This is a genomic window from Streptomyces montanus (assembly GCF_005786655.1).
Taxonomy (GTDB): Bacteria; Actinomycetota; Actinomycetes; order Streptomycetales; family Streptomycetaceae; genus Streptomyces; species Streptomyces sporangiiformans.
Window position 1 is genome coordinate 37,381 of record NZ_VBZC01000044.1, and the last position, 22,731, is coordinate 60,111.

Here is a 22,731-nt window from a genome sequence, read left to right on the forward strand (position 1 = left end):
CGTGTCCAGTCAGCGCGTCCGGAGGATCAGGCGGGGTCGCCCGTCGAGACGTAGAGCTGGATCTTGGGCATCTCCTTGGGGTCGACGTCCGTGTCGGCCGCCGGGATCTGCTGCATGACGGTGTCTTCGCCGTACGTGTTCTCGTTGACGTCCTTCTTCTCGTACTCCCAGCCCGCCGCCTGCAGGCACTTCTTCACCGAGTCGAGGTTCTTGTAGGTGAAGTCCGGGACCTTGATCTTTTCGGGGTCGTTGTACGACTCCTCCGGTTCCGAGCACTCCTCGGCCTCGATCTTCTTCGTCGTGTCCGGCCCCCTGTGCCCGGCCACCTCGGACGCCGACGCGCTGGCGCTCGCGTCGCCGCCACCGCCCTCGTCGCCGCCGCCGTTCAGTGTCAGGGCCGCGATCAGGCCGCCGATGGCGGCGATCGCGACGACGATCGAGCCGATGATCACCGGCGTGTTGCTCTTGCGGCCGCCGCCCGAGGCGGGCGTCGTGGGCTGCGGGGAGATCGTGTACGGCGGCGGGGTCGAGACGCCCTGCTGCGGGGAGTACGCCGCGGTCTGGGGCGGCGTCTGGTAGCCGCCCTGCTGCGGATAGCCGTACGCCGGGGACGGAGGCGGTGTGGACGCCGGCGGGCCGTACGGACCCGGCGTGTACGGCGTCTGCACGTTCCCCGACGGTCCCGGGGGCGTCTGGTCGATCGGCGGGAACACCGCGGAGCCCACGCCGGCGCCGCTCGACGTCTGCGCGCCCGGGACGATGCTCGGCGCGGCCGCATGGAACGACTGGGCCACGCGCAGGCATTCGTCGCGCATCGACTCTGCGCTCGGGAAACGCTCGTTCGGGTTCTTCTTCAGCGCACGGGCCACCAGCGCGTCCACCGCCGGCGGCAGCGACCGGTTGACCGAGGAGGGCGCGACCGGCTCCTCCTGCACATGCGCATAGGCGATCGCGAGCGGCGAATCCGCGTCGAACGGCAGCCGCCCGGTGACCAGTTGGAAGAGCATGATGCCGACGGAGTACAGGTCGGAGCGCGCGTCCACCCCCCTGCCCAGCGCCTGCTCCGGGGAGAGGTACTGCGGTGTGCCGACCACCATGCCGGTCTGCGTCATCGAGGTGACGCCGGACTGCATGGCGCGGGCGATGCCGAAGTCCATCACCTTGACGACGTTCCGCTTCGTCATCATCACGTTGCCCGGCTTGATGTCCCGGTGGACCAGGCCCATCTCGTGGCTGATCTCCAGGGCCGCCAGCACGTCCGCGGTGATCTTCAGGGCCTTGTCGGCGGGCATCGCGCCGTACTGCGCGACGTCCTGGTCGAGGACCGAGCCGAGCGGACGGCCTTCGACGTACTCCATGACAATGTAGGGAGTCGTCTGGCCTTCGAGGTCGTCCTCGCCGGTGTCGAAGACCGAGACGATGTTCGTGTGAGTGAGCTTGGCCACCGCCTGGGCCTCGCGGCGGAAGCGCTCGCGGAAGGCCTGCTCCCGCCCGAGCTCGGTGTGCAGTGTCTTGATCGCGACCTGTCGGTCCAGCACCGAGTCGTACGCCAGATGCACCGACGCCATGCCGCCTTCGCCGAGCAAGTCGCGCAGCTGATAGCGCCCGCCGGCGACCGAACGCCCTGCGTATCGGCCCTGTGCGCCGTCCTGGCTCATGTGTCTGCGTCCCCCATCGGCGCGGGCGAAAGCTGCTGGCGCGCTCGCGCGATCGCTGATCCTTTGACTTATTCCCGGCCAAGTCTGCCCGAGGGCACTGACACGTCAAGCTCGGTGCCCGATCCGTGACCGTACGCGAAAGAAGCGTCGCGGAAGCGTTACAGCCGACGTGCGATCGGCACACATAATTTGCACCCGAAGACCTGCTCCGGGTTTCATGGCCGGTCCATCTCGGACCGGTGCCTCACGCGGAGGCTGTAGCGTGGCCCGACGGAGACCGTAACAACCACCGCGCGGACGCGGGCAGAAACGACGGCGAGGACTGATGGCACAGCAGCGCGCTCAGGGCCCGTCCGACCCCGAGGCGACTGGCGGCGGTATGTCAGACGCGCCGGACATGTGGGGTAACGGCGGACTGGTCGGTGACGGCCGATACCGATTGACCCGCAGACTCGGCAGGGGCGGCATGGCCGAGGTGTTCGCGGCCGAGGACGTCCGTCTCGGACGTACGGTCGCGGTCAAGCTGCTCCGATCCGATCTGGCCGAGGATCCGGTCTCCAAGGCGCGTTTCACGCGCGAGGCCCAGTCGGTCGCGGGCCTCAACCACCATGCCGTGGTGGCGGTCTACGACTCCGGCGAGGACGTGGTCGGTCACCAGACCGTCCCGTACATCGTGATGGAGCTCGTCGAGGGCCGTACGATCCGCGACCTGCTGCTCAACGCCGAGGCCCCCGGGCCGGAGCAGGCGCTGATCATCGTCTCCGGCGTGCTGGAAGCACTCGCGTATTCGCACCAGCACGGCATCGTGCACCGCGACATCAAGCCCGCGAACGTCATCATCACCCAGACCGGCGCGGTGAAGGTGATGGACTTCGGCATCGCGCGCGCCCTGCACGGCGCACAGTCGACGATGACCCAGACCGGCATGGTCATGGGCACGCCGCAGTACCTGTCGCCCGAGCAGGCGCTCGGCAAGGCGGTCGACCACCGCAGCGACCTGTACGCGACGGGCTGTCTGCTCTACGAACTCCTCGCGCTGCGGCCGCCGTTCACGGGCGAGACCCCGTTGTCCGTGGTCTACCAGCACGTTCAGGACATCCCCGTGCCGCCCTCCGAGGCCTCGGACGCGTCGCCGCCGGAGCTGGACGGCCTGGTCATGCGCTCGCTGGCGAAGGAACCGGACGACCGGTTCCAGACCGCCGAGGAGATGCGCGGGCTCGTCCAGTACGGGCTGCAGATGCTGTACGACCAGGGCGGCCACACCGGCACCTGGAACACCGGCCCCGTGGAGATGCACGAGGGCGGGAGCACCCCGGCGATGGGCGTCGCGGGCACCACCGCGCTGCCGCACCCGGGCGACTCCGGCACCACGCAGATCCCGTCACCGATCCTGCCGAACCGCGGCGGTGGGGACGACGGAGGCTTCGACGGCAGCGGAAACCGGGGCAGCGGCCGCGGCAAGCTGTGGATCCTGGCCGTTCTCGCGGTGATCGCCATCGCGGCGGGTGTCGCGCTGGCGCTGCAGGGCAAGGACGACGGCGGCGGTGGGAGCAGTACCACGCAGTCGCCGACGGCCTCGCAGACCGAGAAGGACCCGAAGCCGACCAAGAGCGCCTCGGAGGAGCCGTCGGACGAGGCCACGGACGACGGCACCAGCACGGGCGACGACCCGGACTACTCGCCGTCGTACACGCCGTCGCCGAGCTACACCTCCGAGCCGACGCAACAGCCGACCCAGCCCACGGACCAGCCGACGACTTCGGAGCCCACCGAGACGCAGCCCACGGAGGAGCCGACGGACGAACCGACCGGCGAGACGCCGCCGTTGCCGACTCAGACGAACAACACGGGCGACGAAGAAGGCTGACCGCGACTCACCCACCACACGCGCGTGTGCGGCCCGAAAACGGGCTCCACGCGCGCGTGCTGTTTTGTCGGCCCATGCACGGAGGCGGCGGTGTCACCCCACGAACGCCCGGCACACCGCGCCGTACTGCCGTGTCCACCACACCGCCAGCGCGGAAGCGGCGGGGAACTGCGGGTCGGCGCGGGTGTCCCCGCGCTCGTAGTGCCAGCGCAGTATCCAGAAGTCGTTGAGCCGCTCCCACCACACGCGGTGCACGGCGGCGGCGAGTTCGGCGGGGGTGGCATGCGCGGAACGCCGGTACGCGCGCGCGTAGGCCCGCACTTTCGGCAGGTCCAGTGTGCCCGCGGGACGTACGAAGAAGATCACCGCGGCGCGTACCGCCTCCTCGGCCCGCGGCTGGACGCCGAGGCGGTCCCAGTCGACGATCGCGGCGGGAGCGTCCCCCTTGTAGAGCACGTTGAAGGGATGGAAGTCCCCGTGCACCCAGCCCACCGAGCCGCCCTGCGAGGGCTGCCGGTCGGCGTGCAGCTCCAGGAGGGCACGGCGTTCCAGAAGCCGGTGGTGGGCCAACTCGTCGAAGGCGTCCGGCGGGCGGTGGCGGCGTACCCGGGCGAGCAGGTCGTCGATGAGCGCGAAGGTGTCGGTGGGATCGGCGCTCTCCGCCCGCCCCTCGGACTGCCGTGACGGCATCACCCGCTCCAGGGACGCGTGTACGACGCCCAGGAGCGCCCCGAGGCGCCGGCACTGCCCCGTGGTCAGCTGGGCGCCGCCGCGGTGGCGCCCGTCGATCCACGGGTGCAGCGCGTAGGCGTGACCGCCGATGACAGCGACCGTGCGGCCGTCGGTGCCGGTCAGGGCCGGGGCCACGGGGACGCCGAGATCGGCGAGGCGCTGGGTGGCGTGGTGCTGGCGGGTGATCGCGGCGGGGTCGGCGGTCTCGGGGTCGAAGTGGTGCTTGAGAAAGTACCGGCCGCGGGTCGTGGCGAGCCGGTAGCCGCGGTTGAGCAGCCCCTGGTCGACGGGTTCACAGGCCAGTGGTCTCCCGGCGGCGTACCGCCGCAGGAGAGCGCCCAGAGGGGGCAGGGGGGAGGGGGCGGAGAGTACGGATGAGCGCGGCACGCGCAGATGTTAGGGCAACGGCAACCTTCTTGACCTCGCGCTTGTCACAGACAGTGCGCAAGTGAACGTGTGGGGTATATGGCCGACACTCGTGTGAGCGTGTCGGTCACCGTGCCGACCCTTCCCGTTCCCGGGGTGACCGGGATAACGTGCCGGTGTTCCGGCCCCCTGCGAGGCTGTAACCAGTGCTGTGACCTGGGACTGTTCCCGACTTTCGTGATCTGTTCGGAAATCCGAGTAAAAAATACTTGGATATCCAAGCAAAAACGCAGGTCAGGAGGGGTTTCCCAGAAATGTGGGGCACTGGGTAACGTGCCTACTGCGGGGCGCTCGCCGGGGCACCCACCACGCCTGTTCCCGGCCGAGGGCACCCACCCCGTGCACGGGTACGGATCAGGCGAGCCGCACTGGCCACCCGGCAACCCTGGGGGCCGGACCGACGGAGGAGCACACGTGACCGTGGAGAGCACTGCCGCGCGCAAGCCGCGACGCAGCGCCGGTACGAAGCGCACCAGCGCCAAGAAGTCACCGGGCCAGGACACCGAACTCGTTCAGTTGCTGACGCCGGAGGGCAAGCGCGTCAAGCAGGCCAAATACGCCGAGTACGCGGCGTACGTCGCCGACATCACCCCCGATGAGCTGCGCGGCCTGTACCGCGACATGGTGCTCACCCGCCGCTTCGACGCCGAGGCGACCTCGCTGCAGCGCCAGGGCGAGCTGGGCCTGTGGGCCTCACTGCTCGGCCAGGAGGCCGCCCAGATCGGCTCCGGCCGGGCCACCCGCGAGGACGACTACGTCTTCCCGACCTACCGCGAGCACGGCGTCGCCTGGTGCCGCGGGGTCGACCCGACCAACCTCCTCGGCATGTTCCGCGGCGTGAACAACGGCGGCTGGGACCCGAACAGCAACAACTTCCACCTCTACACGATCGTCATCGGCTCGCAGGCCCTGCACGCCACCGGCTATGCGATGGGCGTGGCCAAGGACGGCGCGGACTCGGCCGTGATCGCGTACTTCGGGGACGGCGCGTCCAGCCAGGGCGACGTCGCCGAAGCCTTCACGTTCTCCGCGGTCTACAACGCTCCCGTGGTGTTCTTCTGCCAGAACAACCAGTGGGCGATCTCCGAACCCACCGAGAAGCAGACGCGCGTTCCGCTCTACCAGCGGGCGCAGGGCTACGGCTTCCCGGGCGTGCGGGTGGACGGCAACGACGTACTGGCGTGCCTGGCTGTCACGAAGTGGGCGCTGGAGCGGGCCCGCCGGGGCGAGGGACCCACGCTCGTCGAGGCGTACACGTACCGCATGGGTGCCCACACCACCTCTGACGACCCCACCCGCTACCGGCACGACGACGAGCGGCTGGCGTGGGAGGCGAAGGACCCGATCCAGCGGCTGCGCACTTATCTCGAGTCCGAAACTGACACGAACGAGGGCTTTTTCGCGGAACTCGAAGCCGAGAGCGAGGCGTTGGGAAGGCGAGTGCGCGAAGTGGTACGAGCCATGCCGGACCCGGACCACTTCGCCATCTTCGAGAACGCGTACGCGGACGGGCACGCGCTCGTCGACGAGGAGCGGGCCCAGTTCGCCGCCTACCAGGCGTCGTTCGCTGAGGAAGGGGAGGGCAAGTAGCGATGGCGGCAGAAAAAATGGCGCTGGCCAAGGCGATCAACGAGTCGCTGCGCACGGCCCTCGAAGCCGACCCCAAGGTCCTGGTCATGGGTGAGGACGTCGGCAAGCTCGGCGGCGTCTTCCGGGTCACGGACGGGCTGCAGAAGGACTTCGGCGAGGGCCGGGTCATCGACACCCCGCTGGCCGAGTCGGGCATCGTCGGCACCGCGATCGGGCTCGCGCTGCGTGGCTACCGCCCGGTGGTGGAGATCCAGTTCGACGGCTTCGTCTTCCCCGCCTACGACCAGATCGTCACGCAGCTCGCGAAGATGCACGCGCGGGCACTCGGCAAGATCAAACTTCCGGTCGTCATCCGTATCCCCTACGGCGGCGGCATCGGCGCGGTCGAGCACCACTCCGAGTCCCCGGAGGCACTGTTCGCGCACGTGGCCGGGCTGAAGGTCGTGTCGCCGTCGAACGCGTCGGACGCGTACTGGATGATGCAGCAGGCCATCCACAGCGACGACCCGGTGATCTTCTTCGAGCCCAAGCGGCGCTACTGGGACAAGGCCGAGGTCGACCCCGAGGCGATCCCCGCCCCGTTGCACAAGGCTCATGTGGTGCGCGCGGGCAGCGATCTGACGCTGGCCGCGTACGGGCCGATGGTGAAGGTCTGCCACGATGTCGCGGCCGCCGCCCAGGAGGAGGGCAGATCCCTCGAGGTCCTGGATCTGCGTTCGCTCTCGCCGATCGACTTCGACACCGTGCAGGCCTCGGTGGAGAAGACCGGCCGGCTGGTGGTGGTGCACGAGGCGCCGGTGTTCTTCGGCTCCGGTGCGGAGATCGCGGCCCGGATCACCGAGCGGTGCTTCTACCACCTGGAGGCGCCCGTGCTGAGGGTGGGCGGCTACCACGCCCCGTATCCGCCGGCGCGCCTGGAGGAGGAGTACCTGCCCGGTCTTGACCGGGTGCTGGACGCCGTCGACCGCGCGCTGGCGTACTGAGGAGAGGGTCGTGACGACTATGACTGAGACTGCCTCCGGCCTTCGCGAGTTCAAGATGCCCGACGTGGGCGAGGGGCTGACCGAGGCGGAGATCCTCAAGTGGTACGTCCAGCCCGGTGACCCGGTCACCGACGGCCAGGTGGTCTGCGAGGTGGAGACCGCCAAGGCGGCCGTCGAACTGCCGATCCCGTACGACGGGGTGGTGCGCGAGCTCCGCTTCCCCGAGGGGACGACGGTCGACGTGGGCACGGCGATCATCACGGTGGATCTCTCGGGAGGCGCCGGCGGGGGCGGTGAGGGCGGTGGGACCGCTCAGGCCGCGGAGCCCGGGACGCCCGCCGAAGCCGAGGCTCAGCCTCAGACCCAGGCGCCGGTTTCGCCGGAGGAGGCGCCCAAGCCCGAGGGCCGCAAGCCGGTCCTCGTCGGGTACGGCGTCGCCGAGGCGTCGACGAAGCGGCGTGCCCGAAAGGGAGTTCCGGCCCCGCAGGCCGAGGCGACGGCCGCGGTCCAGGGCGAGCTGAACGGGCACACGCCTCCGGTATCCCGCCCACTGGCGAAGCCACCGGTGCGCAAACTCGCCAAGGACCTCGGGGTGGACCTGGCGACGGTCACCCCGTCCGGGCCGGACGGGATCATCACGCGCGAGGACGTGCACGCGGCGGTGGCTCCCCCGACACCCGAGGCCGAGCCCGTGGAAGCTCCCGCTGCCGTCCCGGCCCCGGCGCCCGCGGTGTCGTACGACGGCGAACGGGAGACCCGTATCCCCGTCAAGGGCGTCCGCAAGGCGACAGCGGCGGCGATGGTCGGTTCGGCGTTCACGGCGCCGCATGTCACCGAGTTCATCACGCTCGACGTGACGCGCACCATGAAGCTGGTCGAGGAGCTCAAGCAGGACAAGGACCTCGCCGGCCTCCGGGTCAACCCGCTCCTGCTGATCGCCAAGGCGCTGCTGGTGGCCATCAAACGGAACCCCGAGGTGAACGCGTCCTGGGACGAGGCGAACCAGGAGATCGTGGTCAAGCACTACGTGAACCTGGGCATCGCCGCTGCCACCCCGCGCGGCCTGATCGTCCCGAACATCAAGGACGCCCACACCAAGACCCTGCCCGAACTGGCGGCGGCTCTCGGCGAGCTGGTGGCCACGGCCCGCGAGGGCAAGACGTCCCCGGCGGCGATGCAGGGCGGCACGGTCACCATCACCAACGTCGGCGTCTTCGGCGTCGACACCGGTACGCCGATCCTCAACCCCGGCGAGTCCGCGATCCTCGCGGTCGGCGCCATCAAGCTCCAGCCCTGGGTCCACAAGGGCAAGGTCAAGCCCCGTCAGGTCACCACCTTGGCGCTGAGCTTCGACCACCGCTTGGTGGACGGCGAGTTGGGCTCCAAGGTGCTGGCGGATGTGGCGGCGATCCTGGAACAGCCGAAACGGCTGATTACTTGGGCGTAATGCCGTCGGCCGGATAGATTCAACGCGAAGGGGGCGCCGCAAGCTTGGATTGCGGCGCCCCCTTTGTTGCTGTTGCCGGTTCCCGCTGTCGCGGTGTCGGTGTCGGTCAGGACCGGTTGAGCACGTACACCGGTGCTCCGTCCTCCGCTCCGCCCTTGGAGTGGATGCAGGCGTGTTTGCGCAGCAGGCGCAGGCATTCGTTCACCCGGTGCACCGAGAGTCCGGTACGGGCCGCGATCGACTCGAGCGGCTGGCGCAGCTCGCCCTCCTCGACCAGGACCGGGGCGATCACCACCGCCACCGTCCAGACGTCCGCCGTCACGGACAACCGCTGCCGCCAGTCGGCCAGTACGGACTCCGTGGTCGGATGCGCGGACAAGGCGGCGGTGGGCGTCGGACGGTCGAGGGCCAGGACGTCGAGCCGGTTCGCGATGCGTTCCATGGCCTGGGCGATGGCTTGCTGGGCGGTGAGCGTCTCACGCTGCATCGCCAGCATCTCCCGTTGCATCGTCAGCATCTCCCGCTGGGTCTCCACCATCTCCCGCTGCAGAGCGAGCGACTCATGCTGAGCGACGGCGAGTTGCTCATCCGCCTGAAGGTTGCGCTCCTCGAGCCGGACGATGGCCTCGGCGACCTGCTCGGGCATGGCGTACGCGATGGGCGCGGCCGGGTCCGCGGGTTGCACTTCGGCTTCCTCAAGCGTGTAGGAGCCCTCTCGCTGGACGGTCTCGATCACCTCGGCGACCCACTGCTTGAAGGGCGCGCAGGCGGGCTTCGTGCAGCCGTTGACGAGAAGGATCAGGCCCTGGAGATCGATGAGATTCAGATCTCGGCGCCACTCTCTACCAGCAGGAATGCTGAGACAGTGACTTCCAGTCACTGTCTCGAGAAAGTCTCGATGCTCCTCTGGAACATGGTCGAGGAGCGCCTTTCGAGGGGTGGTGTACCCCAAGTGCTTGCACACATCCACCGCCGGGAACCAGTGGGTACCGTCCGGCATGGTCAGCCTGCGGACCCGGGCTCCCGTGGCCGCGTAGACGAAGTCACCGACGTCGATCGCATTGCGCTGCTCAGCCGCGTTGGGCTGCTTACTGGGTTCGATCATCTGAACCACCTCCGCTGCGGAACGTAAAGCGGAGAAGTCCGCATATGCCAGCCAGGGCAACGATGTTCACGATTGCGAGCGAAGAACGCTGATTCGCCTGTGTGCGGGCACCGGTGTGTGTATGTCAGGGGCGGCGGATAGTCCTTCTCGAAATCGAGACGGGTACCGCGAGGAGCGCGAGTGCGCTGATGGCGTTGAGTGCGGGGGTCAGGCCGAGGAGTGCGACCAGTGCCGGTGCGCAGAGCGCGCCGACGACGGCGGCGAGGGAGTCCACGGCGAAGAACAGGGCGCTGACGCGGCCGAGCATGGCGGGTGGGGCGGTGCGTTGGACGTGGGTTTCCACCGAGATGAGCAGGATGCTGCCGGGCAGGCCGAGCAGGGCCGCGGCCGCGATGGCGAGCGGCAGGTTCGGTGCGTTGAACAGGGCGAAGTACGCCGCGCCGTTGGCCAGTTGAGTCGCACCCAGTATGTGCCGGGTGCGGAACCTGGCGAGGATCCGGCGGCTGACCACTGAGCCCGCGACGAAACCGGCGCCCAGCCCCGAGATCAGGTAGCCGACGGCGTATCCGGGCGCATGGAGATGTCCGGTGACGAACGGGACGAGGAGCACGGTCAGGGCCGCGTTCGCGGTCAGGAATACCCCGTTTGCGGCCAGCGGGCCCCGCAGGGCAGGGGTCCGGATGACGTGCGTGAGGCCGGTGCGAAGGTCGGCGCGCACCCCGGCCAGGGTGGCCCGTTCACTCTCGGGCGCTTTGGCCTCGGCCACAGTGGCGCGGCGGCGATGTCCCACCCTGGTGATCAGGACGGCCGACATCAGATAGCTGCCGATGTCGACGAGCAGGACCGAGGTGATGCCGGGACCCGCCAGGAGCAAGGCGCCGAGCGGAGGTACGGCCAGGCGGAGCACGCTGCCGGTGAGTGCGGTGAGGGAGTTCGCCGCGACGAGCTCGGGCCCGGTGCCGAGGACGGCCGGTGTCAGCGCACGGGCGGCGGGCCGGAAGACCGTGGTGGCCAGGTTCTCGCCGAGTACGGCCACATAGATCAGCCAGACGTCTGCCGCGCTGTCGGCCAGGAGGATCAGGGCCACGGCGGCCGCGCTCGCGAGGTCGGCCAGCCACATGGCGCGGGTCAGGTCCCAGCGGTCGAGCAGAGCGCCGATCCAGGGGCCGATCAGCAGTGCGGGCAGTGCCTCCAGGGCCAGGGTGAGTCCTGTCGCGGCCGGTGAACCGGTGAGCTGGAAGACGTGGAAGGGGAGGGCGACCACGAGCAGCCAGGAGCCGAGCCCGGAGATGGTGCTTCCGGCCCACAGGAGGCGGAAGCTGCTGTTTCTCAGCGCGGGTGTGGGGTGGGGTGTGGAAGCGGGCGTGGAGGTGGGCGTGGCCATGCCGAGCAATGTATTCCTGTAGAATAACGAACGGCAATAGTGTTCTGTTGAGATAGTTCAGGCGGTTGGTGGGGTGGTCGGGTTGGACAAGGCCGAACTCGGGCGGACGCTCCGAACCCGACGGCAGGAGGCCGGGCGGACGATCGCGTCCGTGGCCGTGGACGCCGGCTTGTCGGTGCCCTACATCGCGAATCTGGAGAACGGCCGGGGCAATCCGACGGTCGCCGCACTGCAACAGCTGGCGGCCGCGCTCGGCTTTCGACTGGAGATCGGTCTGCGCGGCGAGGACGAGGGTGAGGGCGAGGGCGCGGCGGAGCCCGAAGTGCCGGACGCGGTGCGCCGGCTCATGGCCTCACCGCGCGTGCGCGCGGTGGCTCGGCGGCTGGCCCAGGATCGTCGGGCGCATGTGTCGCTCGTGACGGAGCGTCTGCAGGACGCGCTGCTCGCACTCGGTGCGGTGACCGGTCGGGAGGTCGGTGAGCGCGACCTGGAGCGGCTCCTGGACCTGCTTCTGCTGTCCGGGGCGGCGGGGCTCGAGGAGCAGGCGAGGGGTGAGAGCTGAAGCGGAAACGAAACAGGAGCAACGAAAGGGAGTTGGACGGGGATGGCAGTCCCGTCCAACTCCCTTGGACCTACGCCTACTTCTTGAAGCCGTAGTCCATCAGTTTCTTCGCGTCCGTCGCGCGCTGGGCCGTGGACGTGGACGCCAGGACCGTACCGATCACGGTCTTGCCGTTGCGGGTCGCGGCGAAGACCAGGCAGTACTTGGCCTCCGGACCGGAGCCGGTCTTCACGCCTATGGCGCCGCTGTAGGTGCCGAGCAGCGTGTTCGTGTTCTCCCACGGCGCCATCGTCCGGGTGCCGCCGGACTTCGTGGTGGTCTTCGCCGTGTACTTCTTCGTCTTGACGATCGTGCGGAACGTGGAGTTCTTCATCGCGCTGCTGGCGATTTTCGTCAGGTCGCGCGGCGTCGAGTAGTTGGCGCCCTTGCCGATGCCGTCGAACGAGTCGAAGTGGGTGTTCGTCAGGCCGAGGTCCTTGGCCTGCTTGTTCATCTTGCCGATGAACGACTTCACGCGCGCCGCCCGCGTCGAGCCCGAGCCGAACTTGTCGGCGAGCGCGTACGCGGCGTCGCAGCCGGACGGCAGCATCAGGCCGTACAGCAGCTGGCGGACGGTGACCTTGTCGCCGACGATCAACTTGGCGTTCGACGCCCAGTTGTTGTCGACGATGTAGTCGCTGTACGCCTTCTGGATGGTGACCTTGGCGTCCAGGTTGAGGTTCGGCTGGGACAGCACCACCTTCGCGGTCATGATCTTGGTGGTCGAACCGGTCGAGCGCCGCGTGTCCGCGGCCTTGGTGTAGAGGGTCTTGCCGGTTCCGTTGTTCATCACGTAGCCGCCCTTGGCGGCGATCGTGGGCTTCGTGAGCGCCTGCGCGGGCGCAGCGGTGAGGGCCCCGGTCGCGAGCACGGCTCCGGTGGTGATGACCACTGCGGCAGCTCTGCGAACCCGGAAGCGCTTAATGCCGGTTATCAAGTCGAGTACCCCGATTACGTTAAATGCCCCTGGGGGGTGGCCGCTTGAGAGAGCGGCCAACTCATGAGACATGTGGATAGCACATAGGGATGTGCTGTTGCGCGGCGGGGTGCTCCTGGTGTCACGCGTCTGGCGTCACGCGTCCGCATCCTGGATGGTCCGTGCCCATGCGTACGTGTTGTATCTATGGTGTGCGCATGGCTTCCGCTCCATCTCCGTCCCCGTCCCCGACCTCGGCCTCAGTTCCGCCCGCGACTCCGGCGCCCGCACCCGAACACGTGAAACAACCCCCCGCTGCCGAGCGCGTCTACGCCCACGTCAAGCAGGGAGTGCTGGAGCGCCGTTACGAGGGCGGGACGCTGCTCACCGAGGGCGAGCTGGCCGAGGCGGTCGGGGTCTCGCGCACCCCCGTACGCGAGGCGCTGCTGAAGCTCGAGGTCGAGGGGCTGATCAAGCTCTACCCGAAGAAGGGCGCGCTCGTCCTGCCCGTCTCCGCACAGGAGATCGCGGACGTCGTGGAGACCCGGCAGCTCGTCGAGGAGCACGCGATCCGCAAGGCGGTGCCGGCCTCCCCGCACCTCATCGCGCGCCTCACCGAGCTCCTGGAGAAGCAGAAGGAGCAGGCCGCGGCCGGAGATCTGGCGGGGGCCGCCGTCACCGACCGCTGCTTCCACGCCGAGATCGTGCGCAGCGGCGGCAACGAGATTCTCTCCCGCCTCTACGACCAGCTCCGCGACCGCCAACTCCGGATGGGCGTCGCCGTGATGCACGCCCACCCCGACCGGATCACCAAGACGCTCACCGAGCACCGGGAGATCCTCGAGGCGCTGCGCTCCGGGGACGCGGAGGCGGCCGTCGCGCTGGTCCACGGGCATGTCAGCTGGTTCTCCGCCCTGGCGCGGGGTGACGTCCGATGACCGCGTCGCTCCCGGGCGATCCGCCGGGCGGCCGCCGGGCCGTCGTCGTCTGGTCCGTCGGCGTCGCCGTCTACTTCGTGGCCGTCATCTTCCGTACATCGCTGGGGGTGGCCGGACTCGACGCCGCCGACCGCTTCCACGTGGGCGCCTCGGCCCTCTCGACCTTCTCGATCCTCCAGCTCCTCGTTTACGCGGGCATGCAGATACCCGTAGGCCTGATGGTCGACCGGCTCGGCACCAAGAAGGTGCTGACCATCGGCGTGCTCCTCTTCACGGCGGGGCAGTTGGGCTTCGCGTTCTCCCCCTCGTACGGGATGGCGCTGGCGTCGCGCGCGCTGCTCGGATGCGGTGATGCGATGACCTTCATCAGCGTGCTGCGGTTGGGCACGCGCTGGTTCCCGGCCCGGCGCGGGCCGATGGTCGCGCAGTTCGCGGGCCTGGTGGGCATGGCGGGCAACCTCGTCTCGACGCTCGTCATCGCCCGGCTGCTGCACGGCGTCGGCTGGACAGCGGCCTTCGCGGGCAGCGCGCTCGCGGGTGTCGTCGTCCTCGTCCTGATGCTGCTGTTCCTGAAGGACCACCCCGAGGGACACGAGCCGGAGCCGTTCCCGCACCAGGGCGCCGCGTATGTGCGCCGCCAGATCGTCGCGTCCTGGCGGGAGCCCGGGACACGGCTCGGGCTGTGGGTGCACTTCACCACGCAGTTCCCGGCGATGGTGTTCCTGCTGCTGTGGGGCCTGCCGTTCCTCGTCGAGGCGCAGGGGCTCTCGCGGGCGACGGCCGGCGAGCTGCTGACCCTGGTGGTGCTCTCCAACATGACCGTCGGCCTGGTGTACGGGCAGATCGTCGCCCGGCACCACGCGGCGCGGCTTCCGCTGGCGCTCGGCACGGTGCTGTCGACGGCGGTCGTCTGGGGCGCCACGCTCGCGTACCCCGCCGATCACGCGCCGATGTGGCTGTTGATCGTGCTCTGTGCGGTGCTCGGGGCCTGTGGACCCGCTTCGATGATCGGCTTCGACTTCGCTCGCCCCGCGAACCCGCCCGAGCGTCAGGGCACGGCCTCCGGAATCACGAACATGGGGGGTTTTGTCGCCTCGATGACGACGCTGTTCGCGATCGGGGTGCTGCTGGACGCCACCGGGGACGACTACGGTGTCGCGTTCTCCGCGGTGTTCGTGCTCCAGGCACTCGGCCTCAGCCAGATCCTCCGCCTCCGCCGCCAGGCGGCCCGCCGCGAACGCGAACGGCTCGTGGCCAGCAGGGTGGAGACGGTGCACGTACCGGCGTGACGGACGGCCGACGGCGGCAGGGAAGGGCGGTGGGGCAAGGGCCTTTCGGCTTACGTCTTACGGCTTACGGCGTGACGACGAACGACCTCAGGATCGCCGCCGCCAGCTCGTGGTCGCCGTCCGTCTTGATGCGGTCCGCCGCGGCCGCCGTCGACACGCGCCCGCATGCCAGCCGTACGAACGTCTCCCAGTCCGTGCTGAGCGAGACGAGCGGCCCCAGCGACGGCGAACCGTCCACCGTCCCGCGTCCCTCGGCGTCCACCCGCACCGTGCGCAGGAACTCGACCGGCCCGTGCACGTCGATGACGATGGCCGAATTCGCGGGGGCCTGGGCGTCCTTGGCGACGATCTTCGGCAGGACGTCCAGCAGCATGTCGCGCGTGACGTACGCGCCGGGGGAGTCCAGGTTCCCCGGCTTGTTCAGGGCGGTCCGCAGATCCTGTTCGTGCACCCAGATGTCGAACGCCCGCCTGCGCATGGCGTATTCGAGGGTCTCCTCGATGCCGCGCGGGCCGCGCACGATCGTGTCGGGGGCGCGGGTCTCGTTCCGCAGCTGCCGGGAACGGCGGATGATCGTGTACTCCAGCTCGGAGACCATCTCGGGTCCCGTGTGGTGGCGGCGTACGTCGACCTGAATCTCCTGGTAGCGCTGGGCCTCGGTCTTCACGTGGTACAGGTCGCGCGGCAGCGTGTGGATCGGGCGCGGATCGCCCAGCATCTCGCAGTCCATGCCGATGACATGGGAGACGATGTCGCGCACCGACCAATAGGGGCAGGGTGTCGGGCGGTTCCACTCCCCCTCCACGAGCGGTTGCACCAGCTCGGCTATCGCTTCGACGGAGTGGGTCCAGGCGTCGGCGGAGGTTTGCAGGCTGGGATGGAGACTCACGGGACCCCTCGGGCGGTTCGTGCGCGGGCATGGGTGTCTTGGAGCGCTAAGTTACGCTGCTCCAAGGCACCCCGGCAGTGCTTTCGTGTGACGATCGTAGGCCCGTCCGCGGCGGGTCGAATGCCAGGACGGTGGTAGTGTGCGCGCCTCCCTCATCCAGATCGGTGTAGACGAGGACGAATCGGTCGAAGCGCGCCGACGGCGTGTGGCGTCCCTGGTCCGCGAGCAGGCAGGTGCCGATCTTGTCGTCCTGCCCGAACTGTGGACGACGGGCGCGTTCGCGTACGAGTCCTTCGAGGCGGAGGCCGAGCCGCTCGAAGGGCCGACGTACGAGGCGATGGCCAAGGCGGCGAGCGACGCGGGCGTGTGGCTGCACGCGGGCTCCATTCCCGAACGCACCGCATCCGACAGGGGCTCCGCTGCGGGGGCCGGCCTCTACAACACCTCGCTGCTCTTCTCACCCTCCGGTGAGCTGGCCGCCGCGTATCGCAAGATCCACCGCTTCGGCTTCGACAAGGGCGAGGCGGTGCTGATGAGCGCGGGCACCGAAGTCGTCACCGCACGGCTGCCGTCGACCACGCTCGGCCTCGCGACGTGCTACGACCTTCGCTTCCCCGAGCTGTTCCGGCGGCTGGTCGACGCGGGCGCCGAGATCTTCGTCGTCCCGGCCGGCTGGCCCGAGCGCCGCCGCGCCCACTGGACGCTGCTCGCCCGGGCCCGGGCCGTCGAGAACCAGTCGTACGTCGTCGCCTGCGGGACCGCCGGTACGCATGCGCGCGTCCCGCAGGCCGGGCACTCGATCGTGGTGGATCCGTGGGGCGAGGTGCTCGCGGAGGCGGGCGCGGACGAGGAGATCCTGACCGTCGACCTCGACCCCGCGAAGGTGGCGACGACGCGGGAACAGTTCCCGGCGCTGAAGGACCGAGTGCTCTGAGCCTGAGTGCTCTGAACCTGCTCCGAATCCGAATGCTCCGAACGGGCGGGAGCGACGGCTCAGTCCTCCCCCCGCTCCTTCTCCGCCAGGTGAATGACGCACACCGCCACGGCGATCAGGAGCGCCGGATCCGCGTCCTCCCGTACGACCTCCACGCCGTACGTGTCCCGCAGACGCAGCCAGCGCCGTGAGATGTGGGCCAGCATCTCCCCGTCGTACTCGACGACGAACTCACGGTCGAGGATCTTGCCGCTGACGTCGAGTTCGCTGCTGTCGGCGAGGGTCACTTTGTAGTGGTCGCGCAGGAGCGACAGGCGTTTGCGCCGGACGGTGGCCAGCGGCTCGTCGTCCCGCTCGATCACCATCGCCTCCCGCAGGGCGAACATCTTCTGGCGGATGTCGATCAGGACGCGCCCCTGCGGGTCCTTCAGCTCGAAGGTGTCCCGCAGGCGCATCGCCTTGCCGTCGACGAGGAAGGCCTTGCGGCCGTGCTCGTCCTCGATCCAGTAGTCGTCGCCGATGCCCAGGATCCGGTCGCGTACGAGGAATTTCATGCCCTTAGCGGTTCCCCGGCCTCCGGTCCGAAACGCCGCCAGTAGGCCGATGGGCTGAGCCTCGCGCGTAGCGGGCGGCTGTCCCGCTGCTCCCGGTTCGGCTCCAGGCTGAGTGCCGCAGGTGTGAGCGAACGCGTGAGCGATGGATTCGCTCGGTGTGATGAACGGCTGCGAACGTGCGGGGGTGTCTCGTACGGGAGTTGTACGGTCGGGGACCGTGAAGCTGGTGGTGCAGGTCAAGCTGCTGCCGACGCCCGGGCAGGCGGCGGCTCTTGAGGCGACCCTGCGCGCCTGCAACGAAGCCGCCACCTGGGTGAGCGAGGTCGCCTTCGAGCGCAGGGAGTTCAAGAACTTCGCGCTCCGCAAGCACACCTACGACACGGTGAAGTCCCGCTGGCAGCTGGGGGCGCAGGCCGCTCAGCATGTGATCAAGAAGACCAGCGACGCGTACGCCACGCTGAAGGCGAACCTCAGGGCGGGAACCTTCGGAAGGCCCAGCTCGCACCGCTACCGGAAGGCTGCCGGGAAGCCGGTCGCCTTCCGCCCCGCGGGTGCCCAGCCCTTTGACGACCGGATGCTCTCGTGGCAGATCCCTGGGCACACGGTGTCGATCTGGACCACCGGCGGCCGGATGAAACAGGTGGCGTTCACCGCTGCGCCCGAACAACTTGCCACGCTCGCGCTGTACCGCAAGGGCGAATCGGACCTGCTATATCGAGACGGCATGTGGTTCCTGAACGCCACCTGCGAGGTTCCCGAGCAGGAACTCAACACCGATCCGGTGGACTTCCTCGGGATCGATCTGGGCATCGTGAACATCGCCACCACCTCGGACGGCGAGATCATGGCCGGACGCGAGCTCAACCGGATCCGGCTCCGTGAGCGTGGCTTGCGGCAGAAACTGCAGAAGAAGAGCACCCCGTCGGCGAAGCGTCGGCTGAAGAAGCGCCGCCGCAAGGAGGCGCGGCGAGCGAAGGACATCAACCACAAGATCGCGAAGCATGTGGTGGCCGAGGCGGAACGCACCGGTCGCGGAATCGCCCTGGAGGATTTGACGGGCATCCGCGAGCGGGTACGGCTGAGGAAGCCCCAACGGGCCACCCACTCGAGCTGGGCGTTCGCCCAGCTGGGGCAGTTCATCGCGTACAAGGCCCGCCGGGCCGGTGTGCCGGTGGTGTACGTCGATCCGGCGTACACCTCCCGTACCTGCGCCGAATGCGGGCACATCGACAAGGCGAACCGGGTCTCACAAGCTTGGTTCGCGTGCCGGTCCTGCGGATTCGTTGATCACGCAGACCGCAACGGCTCCCGCAACATCCGCGCCCGCGCGTGGCAGTTGTGGCGACGCGGGGCGCCGTCAACGGCCCCTGCCCCACCACCGCGCCAGCGGGATGGGGCTGGACGCAAACGCAGCATCACAGCCAGTGATGCCCGTTGTGCAAGCTCAGGACTTCAGTCCCGGGTCGTTGGCTACTCGCCGTATCCCTCGCGGTACCCGCTCCCGTGATGGTGATGGTGGCGCTCCTCGTCTATCACCGGTGTCGCGGGCGGCACTACCACGCGCCTGCGCTTGGCGATGCTGCTGAACGTCGCGACGCCGATCAGTCCTACGGCCATCAGAATGATCCCGACCAGGTCGAGGTTGACTCCCTTCATGTCCCAGTCGGTCGCGAACGTGAGGATGGCTCCCGCCGCGATGAGAATGATGCATCCACCCAGACCCATGAGTCTGGCCTCCCTGTCCTGTCCGTCTGCACGGCTGTTGCGGACCCGGGCCGAGTACCCGGCACCGGGCCGGCCATGCGGAGTTGGAGGCCTCGCCTCCCGGACAGGCCCGCGCCCCACACAGGGACGGCCGTGGGGCCGGGGCGGGAGGCGCTACCCCTCCAGGAACGCCACCAGCGCGTTCGCCAGGAGGAACGGGTCGTCCGCGCCGCACAGTTCGCGGGCGCTGTGCATGGAGAGGATGGCCACACCGATGTCGACCGTCTTGATGCCGTGGCGGGCCGCGGTGATGGGGCCGATGGTGGTGCCGCAGGGCATCGAGTTGTTGGAGACGAAGGACTGGAAGGGAACGCCGGCCTTGTCGCAGGCGGCGGCGAAGACCGCGCGGCCCGAACCGTCCGTGGCATAGCGGTTGTTGACGTTGACCTTGAGGATGGGGCCGCCGCCGGCCCGCGGGTGGTGCGTCGGGTCGTGCCGCTCGGCGTAGTTCGGGTGGACGGCGTGCCCCGTGTCGGAGGAGAGGCAGACCGTGCCGGCGAAGGCGCGCGCCTTGTCCTCGTAGGAACCTCCGCGCGCGAACACCGAACGTTCCAGCACGCTGCCGAGCAGCGGCCCGTCGGCCCCGGTGTCCGACTGCGAACCGTTCTCCTCGTGGTCGAACGCCGCGAGCACCGGGATGTACGAGAGGGCCTGGCCGGAGGTCGCGACGGCCGACAGCGCCGCCGTGCCGGCGTGCACGGACAGGAGGTTGTCCATGCGCGGGCCCGCGACCAGCTCCTTGTCCCGGCCCAGGTACGACGGCGGCTCGATGGAGTGCGTCATCAGGTCCCAGCCGGTGACCTCGCCCTCCGGCAGCCCCGACTCCCGCTCCAGGAAACGGATCAGGTCCCCGTCGCGTACGTCGTTGCCCAGGCCCCAGATCGGCTGGAGATGCCGCTGCTTGTCGAGCTTGAGGCCCTCGGAGGTGACCGAGCGGTCCAGGTGGATGGCGAGTTGGGGGACTCTGAGCAGCGCGCGGTCGATGTTCACCAGGTGGGTCGTGCCGTCGCGCAGCGAGAGCCGGCCGGCCAGCCCGAGGTCGCGGTCCAGCCAGGAGTTGAGCAGCGGGCCGCCGTAGACCTCGACCGCGACCTGGCGCCAGCCGTGCGCACCGCTGTCGGGCAGCGGCTTCACCCGCAGGTTGGGGGAGTCGGTGTGCGCCCCGACGACCCGGAAGGGCGTGTGCGGATCGGCCCCCTCGGGCACGTACCACGCCACGATCGCGCCGCCACGCAGCACGTACTTCCCGCCGTACGTGCCGTCCCACGCGTCGGTCTCCGCCACCTGGCGGAAGCCGGCTTTTTCCAGCCGCTCGGCCGTGTTCGCCACCGCGTGATACGGGGACGGGCTGGTCGCCAGGAAGGACATGAGGTCGTCGGTGTGGCCGCGATCAAAGCGTGGGGGTGTGCTCATGGGTTCACCTTAACGACGTACGAGGGCCCGCTCCCGGCGATCGGGAACGGGCCCTCGCAAGGGGCTGTGAGTGATGTGGACTGACCGGAGGAACAGGAGCCGGTTGCCGGCCGAGGGTCCTAGAAGGCCGCCTCGTCCAGGTCCATCAGGTCCAGGTCGACGCCCTCGGCGAGCTTGCGCGCGCCGGTGACGCCCGGCAGGACGTTCGCCGCGAAGAACTTCGCCGCCGCGATCTTGCCGCTGTAGAACGCCTTGTCCTTGGCCGACGCCGTCGGAAGCTTCTCGGCGGCGACGACGGCACCCTTCAGCAGCAGGTAGCCGACGACGACATCACCCGAGGCCATCAGCAGGCGGGTGGTGTTGAGCCCGACCTTGTAGATGTTCTTGACGTCCTGCTCGGTCGCGGCGAGGTCGGTGAGCATGAGGCCGACGATGGCCTCCAGCTCGACGGCGGCCTTGGCGAGCTGCTCGCGGGCGGCCGCCAGCTCCTCACCGCCCGAGTCGACCGCCAGGAACTTCTTGATGTCCTCGGCGAGGGAGTTGAGGGCCGCGCCCTGGTTGCGGACGATCTTCCGGAAGAAGAAGTCCTGGCCCTGGATCGCGGTCGTGCCCTCGTAGAGGGTGTCGATCTTGGCGTCCCGGATGTACTGCTCGATCGGGTACTCCTGCAGGAAGCCGGAGCCGCCGAAGGTCTGCAGCGACTGGGCGAGCTGCTCGTAGCCCTTCTCGGAGCCGTAGCCCTTCACGATCGGCAGGAGCAGGTCGTTCAGGGCCTCCAGGGCGGCGGCGTCCTCGCCCGCGGCCTCCTTGACGGTGATCTCGTCCTGGATCGACGCGGTGTAGAGGACCAGGGCGCGCATGCCCTCCGCGTACGCCTTCTGCGTCATCAGCGAGCGGCGTACGTCCGGGTGGTGCGTGATGGTGACCTTGGGGGCGGTCTTGTCCATGAAGTTCGCGAGGTCCGGACCCTGGACGCGCTCCTTGGCGTACTCGAGCGCGTTGAGGTAGCCGGTCGACAGGGTCGAGATCGCCTTCGTACCGACCATCATCCGGGCGAACTCGATGATGCGGAACATCTGGCGGATGCCCTCGTGCTTGTCGCCGATCAGCCAGCCCTTGGCGGGGTGGCGGTCGCCGAACGTCATCTCGCACGTGTTGGAGGCCTTGAGGCCCATCTTGTGCTCGACGTTCGTGGCGTAGACGCCGTTGCGCTCGCCCAGCTCGCCGGTCTCGAAGTCGAACAGGTACTTCGGTACGAGGAAGAGGGAGAGCCCCTTGGTACCGGGGCCGGCGCCCTCGGGCCTGGCCAGCACGTAGTGGAGGATGTTCTCCTCCATGTCGTGCTCACCGGAGGTGATGAAGCGCTTCACGCCCTCGATGTGCCAGGAGCCGTCCTCCTGCTGAACGGCCTTGGTGCGACCGGCGCCGACGTCCGAACCCGCGTCGGGCTCGGTGAGCACCATGGTCGAACCCCAGGTCTTGTCCACGGCTATCTGGGCGATCTTCTTCTGGACCTCGTTGCCCTCCTCGAAGAGGATGCGGGCGAACGCCGGGCCGGAGGAGTACATCCAGATCGCCGGGTTCGCGCCCAGGATCAGCTCCGCGTACGACCAGATCAGGGACGGTGGGGCGGTCGTGCCGCCGATCCCCTCGGGCAGGCCGAGCCGCCAGTACTCGGACTCCATGAAGGCCTTGTAGCTCTTCTTGAAGGAGGCCGGGACGGGGGCGGTGTTGGTCTCCGGGTCGAAGACCGGGGGGTTGCGGTCGGCGTCCGTGAAGGACTCCGCGAGCTCGTTCTCCGCGAGGCGGGTGAGCTCTTCGAGGATGCTCTTGGCGGTCTCGGCGTCCATCTCCGCGAACGGGCCGGTGCCGTACAGCGTGTCGCGCCCGAGCACCTCGAAGAGGTTGAACTCGATGTCGCGGAGATTCGACTTGTAGTGCCCCATGGCGACGGCTCCGTTAAGGGATTCGGGAGGTGGTGATTCCTCGGACCTGGTTCGTGTACCAGCAAGTAGCTCCGATGATGCTACCCGTCGGTAATAAGAATCAACCCCTAGCGGCCCAAGTGTGAGCAGGGTCTACATTCGGCCCCTCCCCGAGGGGCCCGCCACCGGTTCGGCCAAATCGGGTTTCCTTCCCCAACCCCGCCCCTTCCCGAAACGGGGGCTGCGCCCCCAGACCCCCCATACCTGCGGTCGCCCTCGGGCGGGAGGGGAGGGGATGCGGGTGGGGTGGGGGTGG

General features: G+C 69.0%; 19 protein-coding genes. 9 read left to right on the forward strand and 10 right to left on the reverse strand.

Going from position 1 to position 22,731, the window contains the following annotated elements; translation table 11 throughout:
* Positions 1-26 precede the first annotated feature (26 nt).
* The gene (locus FE633_RS32225; RefSeq protein WP_138048713.1) at positions 27-1,658 is read right to left on the reverse strand and encodes a protein kinase domain-containing protein; all 1,632 of its coding nucleotides are present in this window, start codon (positions 1,656-1,658) and stop codon (positions 27-29) included.
* A gap of 325 nt (positions 1,659-1,983) precedes the next feature.
* Here FE633_RS32225 and FE633_RS32230 point away from each other — a divergent pair, with 325 nt between their 5' ends.
* Positions 1,984-3,525: a protein kinase domain-containing protein gene (locus FE633_RS32230; protein WP_425473254.1), complete on the forward strand. Its 1,542-nt coding sequence runs from the start codon at positions 1,984-1,986 to the stop codon at positions 3,523-3,525.
* Between the two features lie 93 nt (positions 3,526-3,618).
* On the opposite strand, the gene FE633_RS32235 is transcribed toward FE633_RS32230, so the two are convergent.
* Positions 3,619-4,644 (reverse strand): phosphotransferase, encoded by a 1,026-nt coding sequence (locus tag FE633_RS32235; protein WP_138048715.1) that lies wholly within the window; start codon positions 4,642-4,644, stop codon positions 3,619-3,621.
* 453 nt (positions 4,645-5,097) lie between these two features.
* Here FE633_RS32235 and pdhA point away from each other — a divergent pair, with 453 nt between their 5' ends.
* The 3 genes from pdhA to FE633_RS32250 are packed head-to-tail and all read left to right on the forward strand — an operon-like array spanning position 5,098 to position 8,703.
* A complete protein-coding gene (pdhA, locus tag FE633_RS32240; RefSeq protein WP_138048716.1) occupies positions 5,098-6,273 on the forward strand; it encodes a pyruvate dehydrogenase (acetyl-transferring) E1 component subunit alpha in 1,176 nt (391 codons plus the stop codon).
* A 2-nt stretch (positions 6,274-6,275) separates the two neighbouring features.
* Complete coding sequence (locus tag FE633_RS32245) at positions 6,276-7,256, forward strand: alpha-ketoacid dehydrogenase subunit beta (RefSeq protein WP_138048717.1); 981 nt, start codon at positions 6,276-6,278, stop codon at positions 7,254-7,256.
* Positions 7,257-7,266: 10 nt separating this feature from the next.
* Positions 7,267-8,703, forward strand: coding sequence for a dihydrolipoamide acetyltransferase family protein (locus tag FE633_RS32250; protein WP_138048718.1), 1,437 nt, complete (start codon positions 7,267-7,269; stop codon positions 8,701-8,703).
* 106 nt (positions 8,704-8,809) lie between these two features.
* On the opposite strand, the gene FE633_RS32255 is transcribed toward FE633_RS32250, so the two are convergent.
* Positions 8,810-9,808: a BRO-N domain-containing protein gene (locus tag FE633_RS32255; RefSeq protein WP_138048719.1), complete on the reverse strand. Its 999-nt coding sequence runs from the start codon at positions 9,806-9,808 to the stop codon at positions 8,810-8,812.
* Positions 9,809-9,932: 124 nt separating this feature from the next.
* Positions 9,933-11,192: an MFS transporter gene (locus FE633_RS32260; protein ID WP_138048720.1), complete on the reverse strand. Its 1,260-nt coding sequence runs from the start codon at positions 11,190-11,192 to the stop codon at positions 9,933-9,935.
* A 73-nt stretch (positions 11,193-11,265) separates the two neighbouring features.
* Here FE633_RS32260 and FE633_RS32265 point away from each other — a divergent pair, with 73 nt between their 5' ends.
* On the forward strand, positions 11,266-11,754 hold the full coding sequence (locus tag FE633_RS32265; protein ID WP_281291301.1) for a helix-turn-helix domain-containing protein: 489 nt from the start codon (positions 11,266-11,268) through the stop codon (positions 11,752-11,754).
* A gap of 76 nt (positions 11,755-11,830) precedes the next feature.
* Here the strand turns inward: FE633_RS32265 and FE633_RS32270 are convergent, their stop codons facing one another.
* Positions 11,831-12,730: a D-alanyl-D-alanine carboxypeptidase family protein gene (locus FE633_RS32270; RefSeq protein WP_138048722.1), complete on the reverse strand. Its 900-nt coding sequence runs from the start codon at positions 12,728-12,730 to the stop codon at positions 11,831-11,833.
* 197 nt (positions 12,731-12,927) lie between these two features.
* Here FE633_RS32270 and FE633_RS32275 point away from each other — a divergent pair, with 197 nt between their 5' ends.
* Complete coding sequence (locus FE633_RS32275; RefSeq protein WP_246113932.1) at positions 12,928-13,647, forward strand: GntR family transcriptional regulator; 720 nt, start codon at positions 12,928-12,930, stop codon at positions 13,645-13,647.
* Positions 13,644-14,936 (forward strand): MFS transporter, encoded by a 1,293-nt coding sequence (locus tag FE633_RS32280; RefSeq protein WP_138048724.1) that lies wholly within the window; start codon positions 13,644-13,646, stop codon positions 14,934-14,936. The genes FE633_RS32275 and FE633_RS32280 overlap by 4 nt, the downstream gene beginning before the upstream one ends.
* A gap of 64 nt (positions 14,937-15,000) precedes the next feature.
* Here the strand turns inward: FE633_RS32280 and FE633_RS32285 are convergent, their stop codons facing one another.
* Positions 15,001-15,825, reverse strand: a complete 825-nt coding sequence (locus FE633_RS32285; RefSeq protein WP_138048725.1) for a maleylpyruvate isomerase family mycothiol-dependent enzyme — start codon at positions 15,823-15,825, stop codon at positions 15,001-15,003.
* Positions 15,826-15,964: 139 nt separating this feature from the next.
* Between FE633_RS32285 and FE633_RS32290 the strand changes: the two genes are divergently transcribed.
* Positions 15,965-16,759 carry a carbon-nitrogen family hydrolase gene (locus FE633_RS32290; RefSeq protein ID WP_138048726.1) on the forward strand — a complete coding sequence of 265 codons (795 nt, stop codon included), beginning with the start codon at positions 15,965-15,967 and terminating at the stop codon, positions 16,757-16,759.
* A 59-nt stretch (positions 16,760-16,818) separates the two neighbouring features.
* On the opposite strand, the gene FE633_RS32295 is transcribed toward FE633_RS32290, so the two are convergent.
* The gene (locus FE633_RS32295) at positions 16,819-17,313 is read right to left on the reverse strand and encodes an LURP-one-related/scramblase family protein (RefSeq protein WP_138048727.1); all 495 of its coding nucleotides are present in this window, start codon (positions 17,311-17,313) and stop codon (positions 16,819-16,821) included.
* 217 nt (positions 17,314-17,530) lie between these two features.
* Here FE633_RS32295 and FE633_RS32300 point away from each other — a divergent pair, with 217 nt between their 5' ends.
* The gene (locus FE633_RS32300) at positions 17,531-18,820 is read left to right on the forward strand and encodes an RNA-guided endonuclease InsQ/TnpB family protein (RefSeq protein ID WP_138048728.1); all 1,290 of its coding nucleotides are present in this window, start codon (positions 17,531-17,533) and stop codon (positions 18,818-18,820) included.
* Here FE633_RS32300 and FE633_RS32305 read toward each other — a convergent pair.
* The 3 genes from FE633_RS32305 to FE633_RS32315 form a co-directional block, all read right to left on the reverse strand.
* Positions 18,784-19,038, reverse strand: coding sequence for a DUF6458 family protein (locus tag FE633_RS32305; protein WP_138048729.1), 255 nt, complete (start codon positions 19,036-19,038; stop codon positions 18,784-18,786). The genes FE633_RS32300 and FE633_RS32305 overlap by 37 nt on opposite strands.
* A 153-nt stretch (positions 19,039-19,191) precedes the next feature.
* Positions 19,192-20,490 (reverse strand): M18 family aminopeptidase, encoded by a 1,299-nt coding sequence (locus tag FE633_RS32310; protein ID WP_138048730.1) that lies wholly within the window; start codon positions 20,488-20,490, stop codon positions 19,192-19,194.
* Between the two features lie 119 nt (positions 20,491-20,609).
* On the reverse strand, positions 20,610-22,436 hold the full coding sequence (locus FE633_RS32315; protein ID WP_138048731.1) for an acyl-CoA dehydrogenase: 1,827 nt from the start codon (positions 22,434-22,436) through the stop codon (positions 20,610-20,612).
* Between the last annotated feature and the right edge of the window lie 295 nt (positions 22,437-22,731).

What these genes read in the sequence shown, in the direction of transcription:
- FE633_RS32225 (WP_138048713.1), bottom strand. Translation starts at nt 1,658, where the DNA reads ATGAGCCAGGACGGCGCACAGGGCCGATACGCAGGGCGTTCGGTCGCC.
- FE633_RS32230 (WP_425473254.1), top strand. Translation starts at nt 1,984, where the DNA reads ATGGCACAGCAGCGCGCTCAGGGCCCGTCCGACCCCGAGGCGACTGGC.
- FE633_RS32245 (WP_138048717.1), top strand. Translation starts at nt 6,276, where the DNA reads ATGGCGGCAGAAAAAATGGCGCTGGCCAAGGCGATCAACGAGTCGCTG.
- FE633_RS32255 (WP_138048719.1), bottom strand. Translation starts at nt 9,808, where the DNA reads ATGATCGAACCCAGTAAGCAGCCCAACGCGGCTGAGCAGCGCAATGCG.
- FE633_RS32260 (WP_138048720.1), bottom strand. Translation starts at nt 11,192, where the DNA reads ATGGCCACGCCCACCTCCACGCCCGCTTCCACACCCCACCCCACACCC.
- FE633_RS32275 (WP_246113932.1), top strand. Translation starts at nt 12,928, where the DNA reads ATGGCTTCCGCTCCATCTCCGTCCCCGTCCCCGACCTCGGCCTCAGTT.
- FE633_RS32280 (WP_138048724.1), top strand. Translation starts at nt 13,644, where the DNA reads ATGACCGCGTCGCTCCCGGGCGATCCGCCGGGCGGCCGCCGGGCCGTC.
- FE633_RS32295 (WP_138048727.1), bottom strand. Translation starts at nt 17,313, where the DNA reads ATGAAATTCCTCGTACGCGACCGGATCCTGGGCATCGGCGACGACTAC.
- FE633_RS32305 (WP_138048729.1), bottom strand. Translation starts at nt 19,038, where the DNA reads ATGGGTCTGGGTGGATGCATCATTCTCATCGCGGCGGGAGCCATCCTC.
- FE633_RS32310 (WP_138048730.1), bottom strand. Translation starts at nt 20,490, where the DNA reads ATGAGCACACCCCCACGCTTTGATCGCGGCCACACCGACGACCTCATG.
- FE633_RS32315 (WP_138048731.1), bottom strand. Translation starts at nt 22,436, where the DNA reads ATGGGGCACTACAAGTCGAATCTCCGCGACATCGAGTTCAACCTCTTC.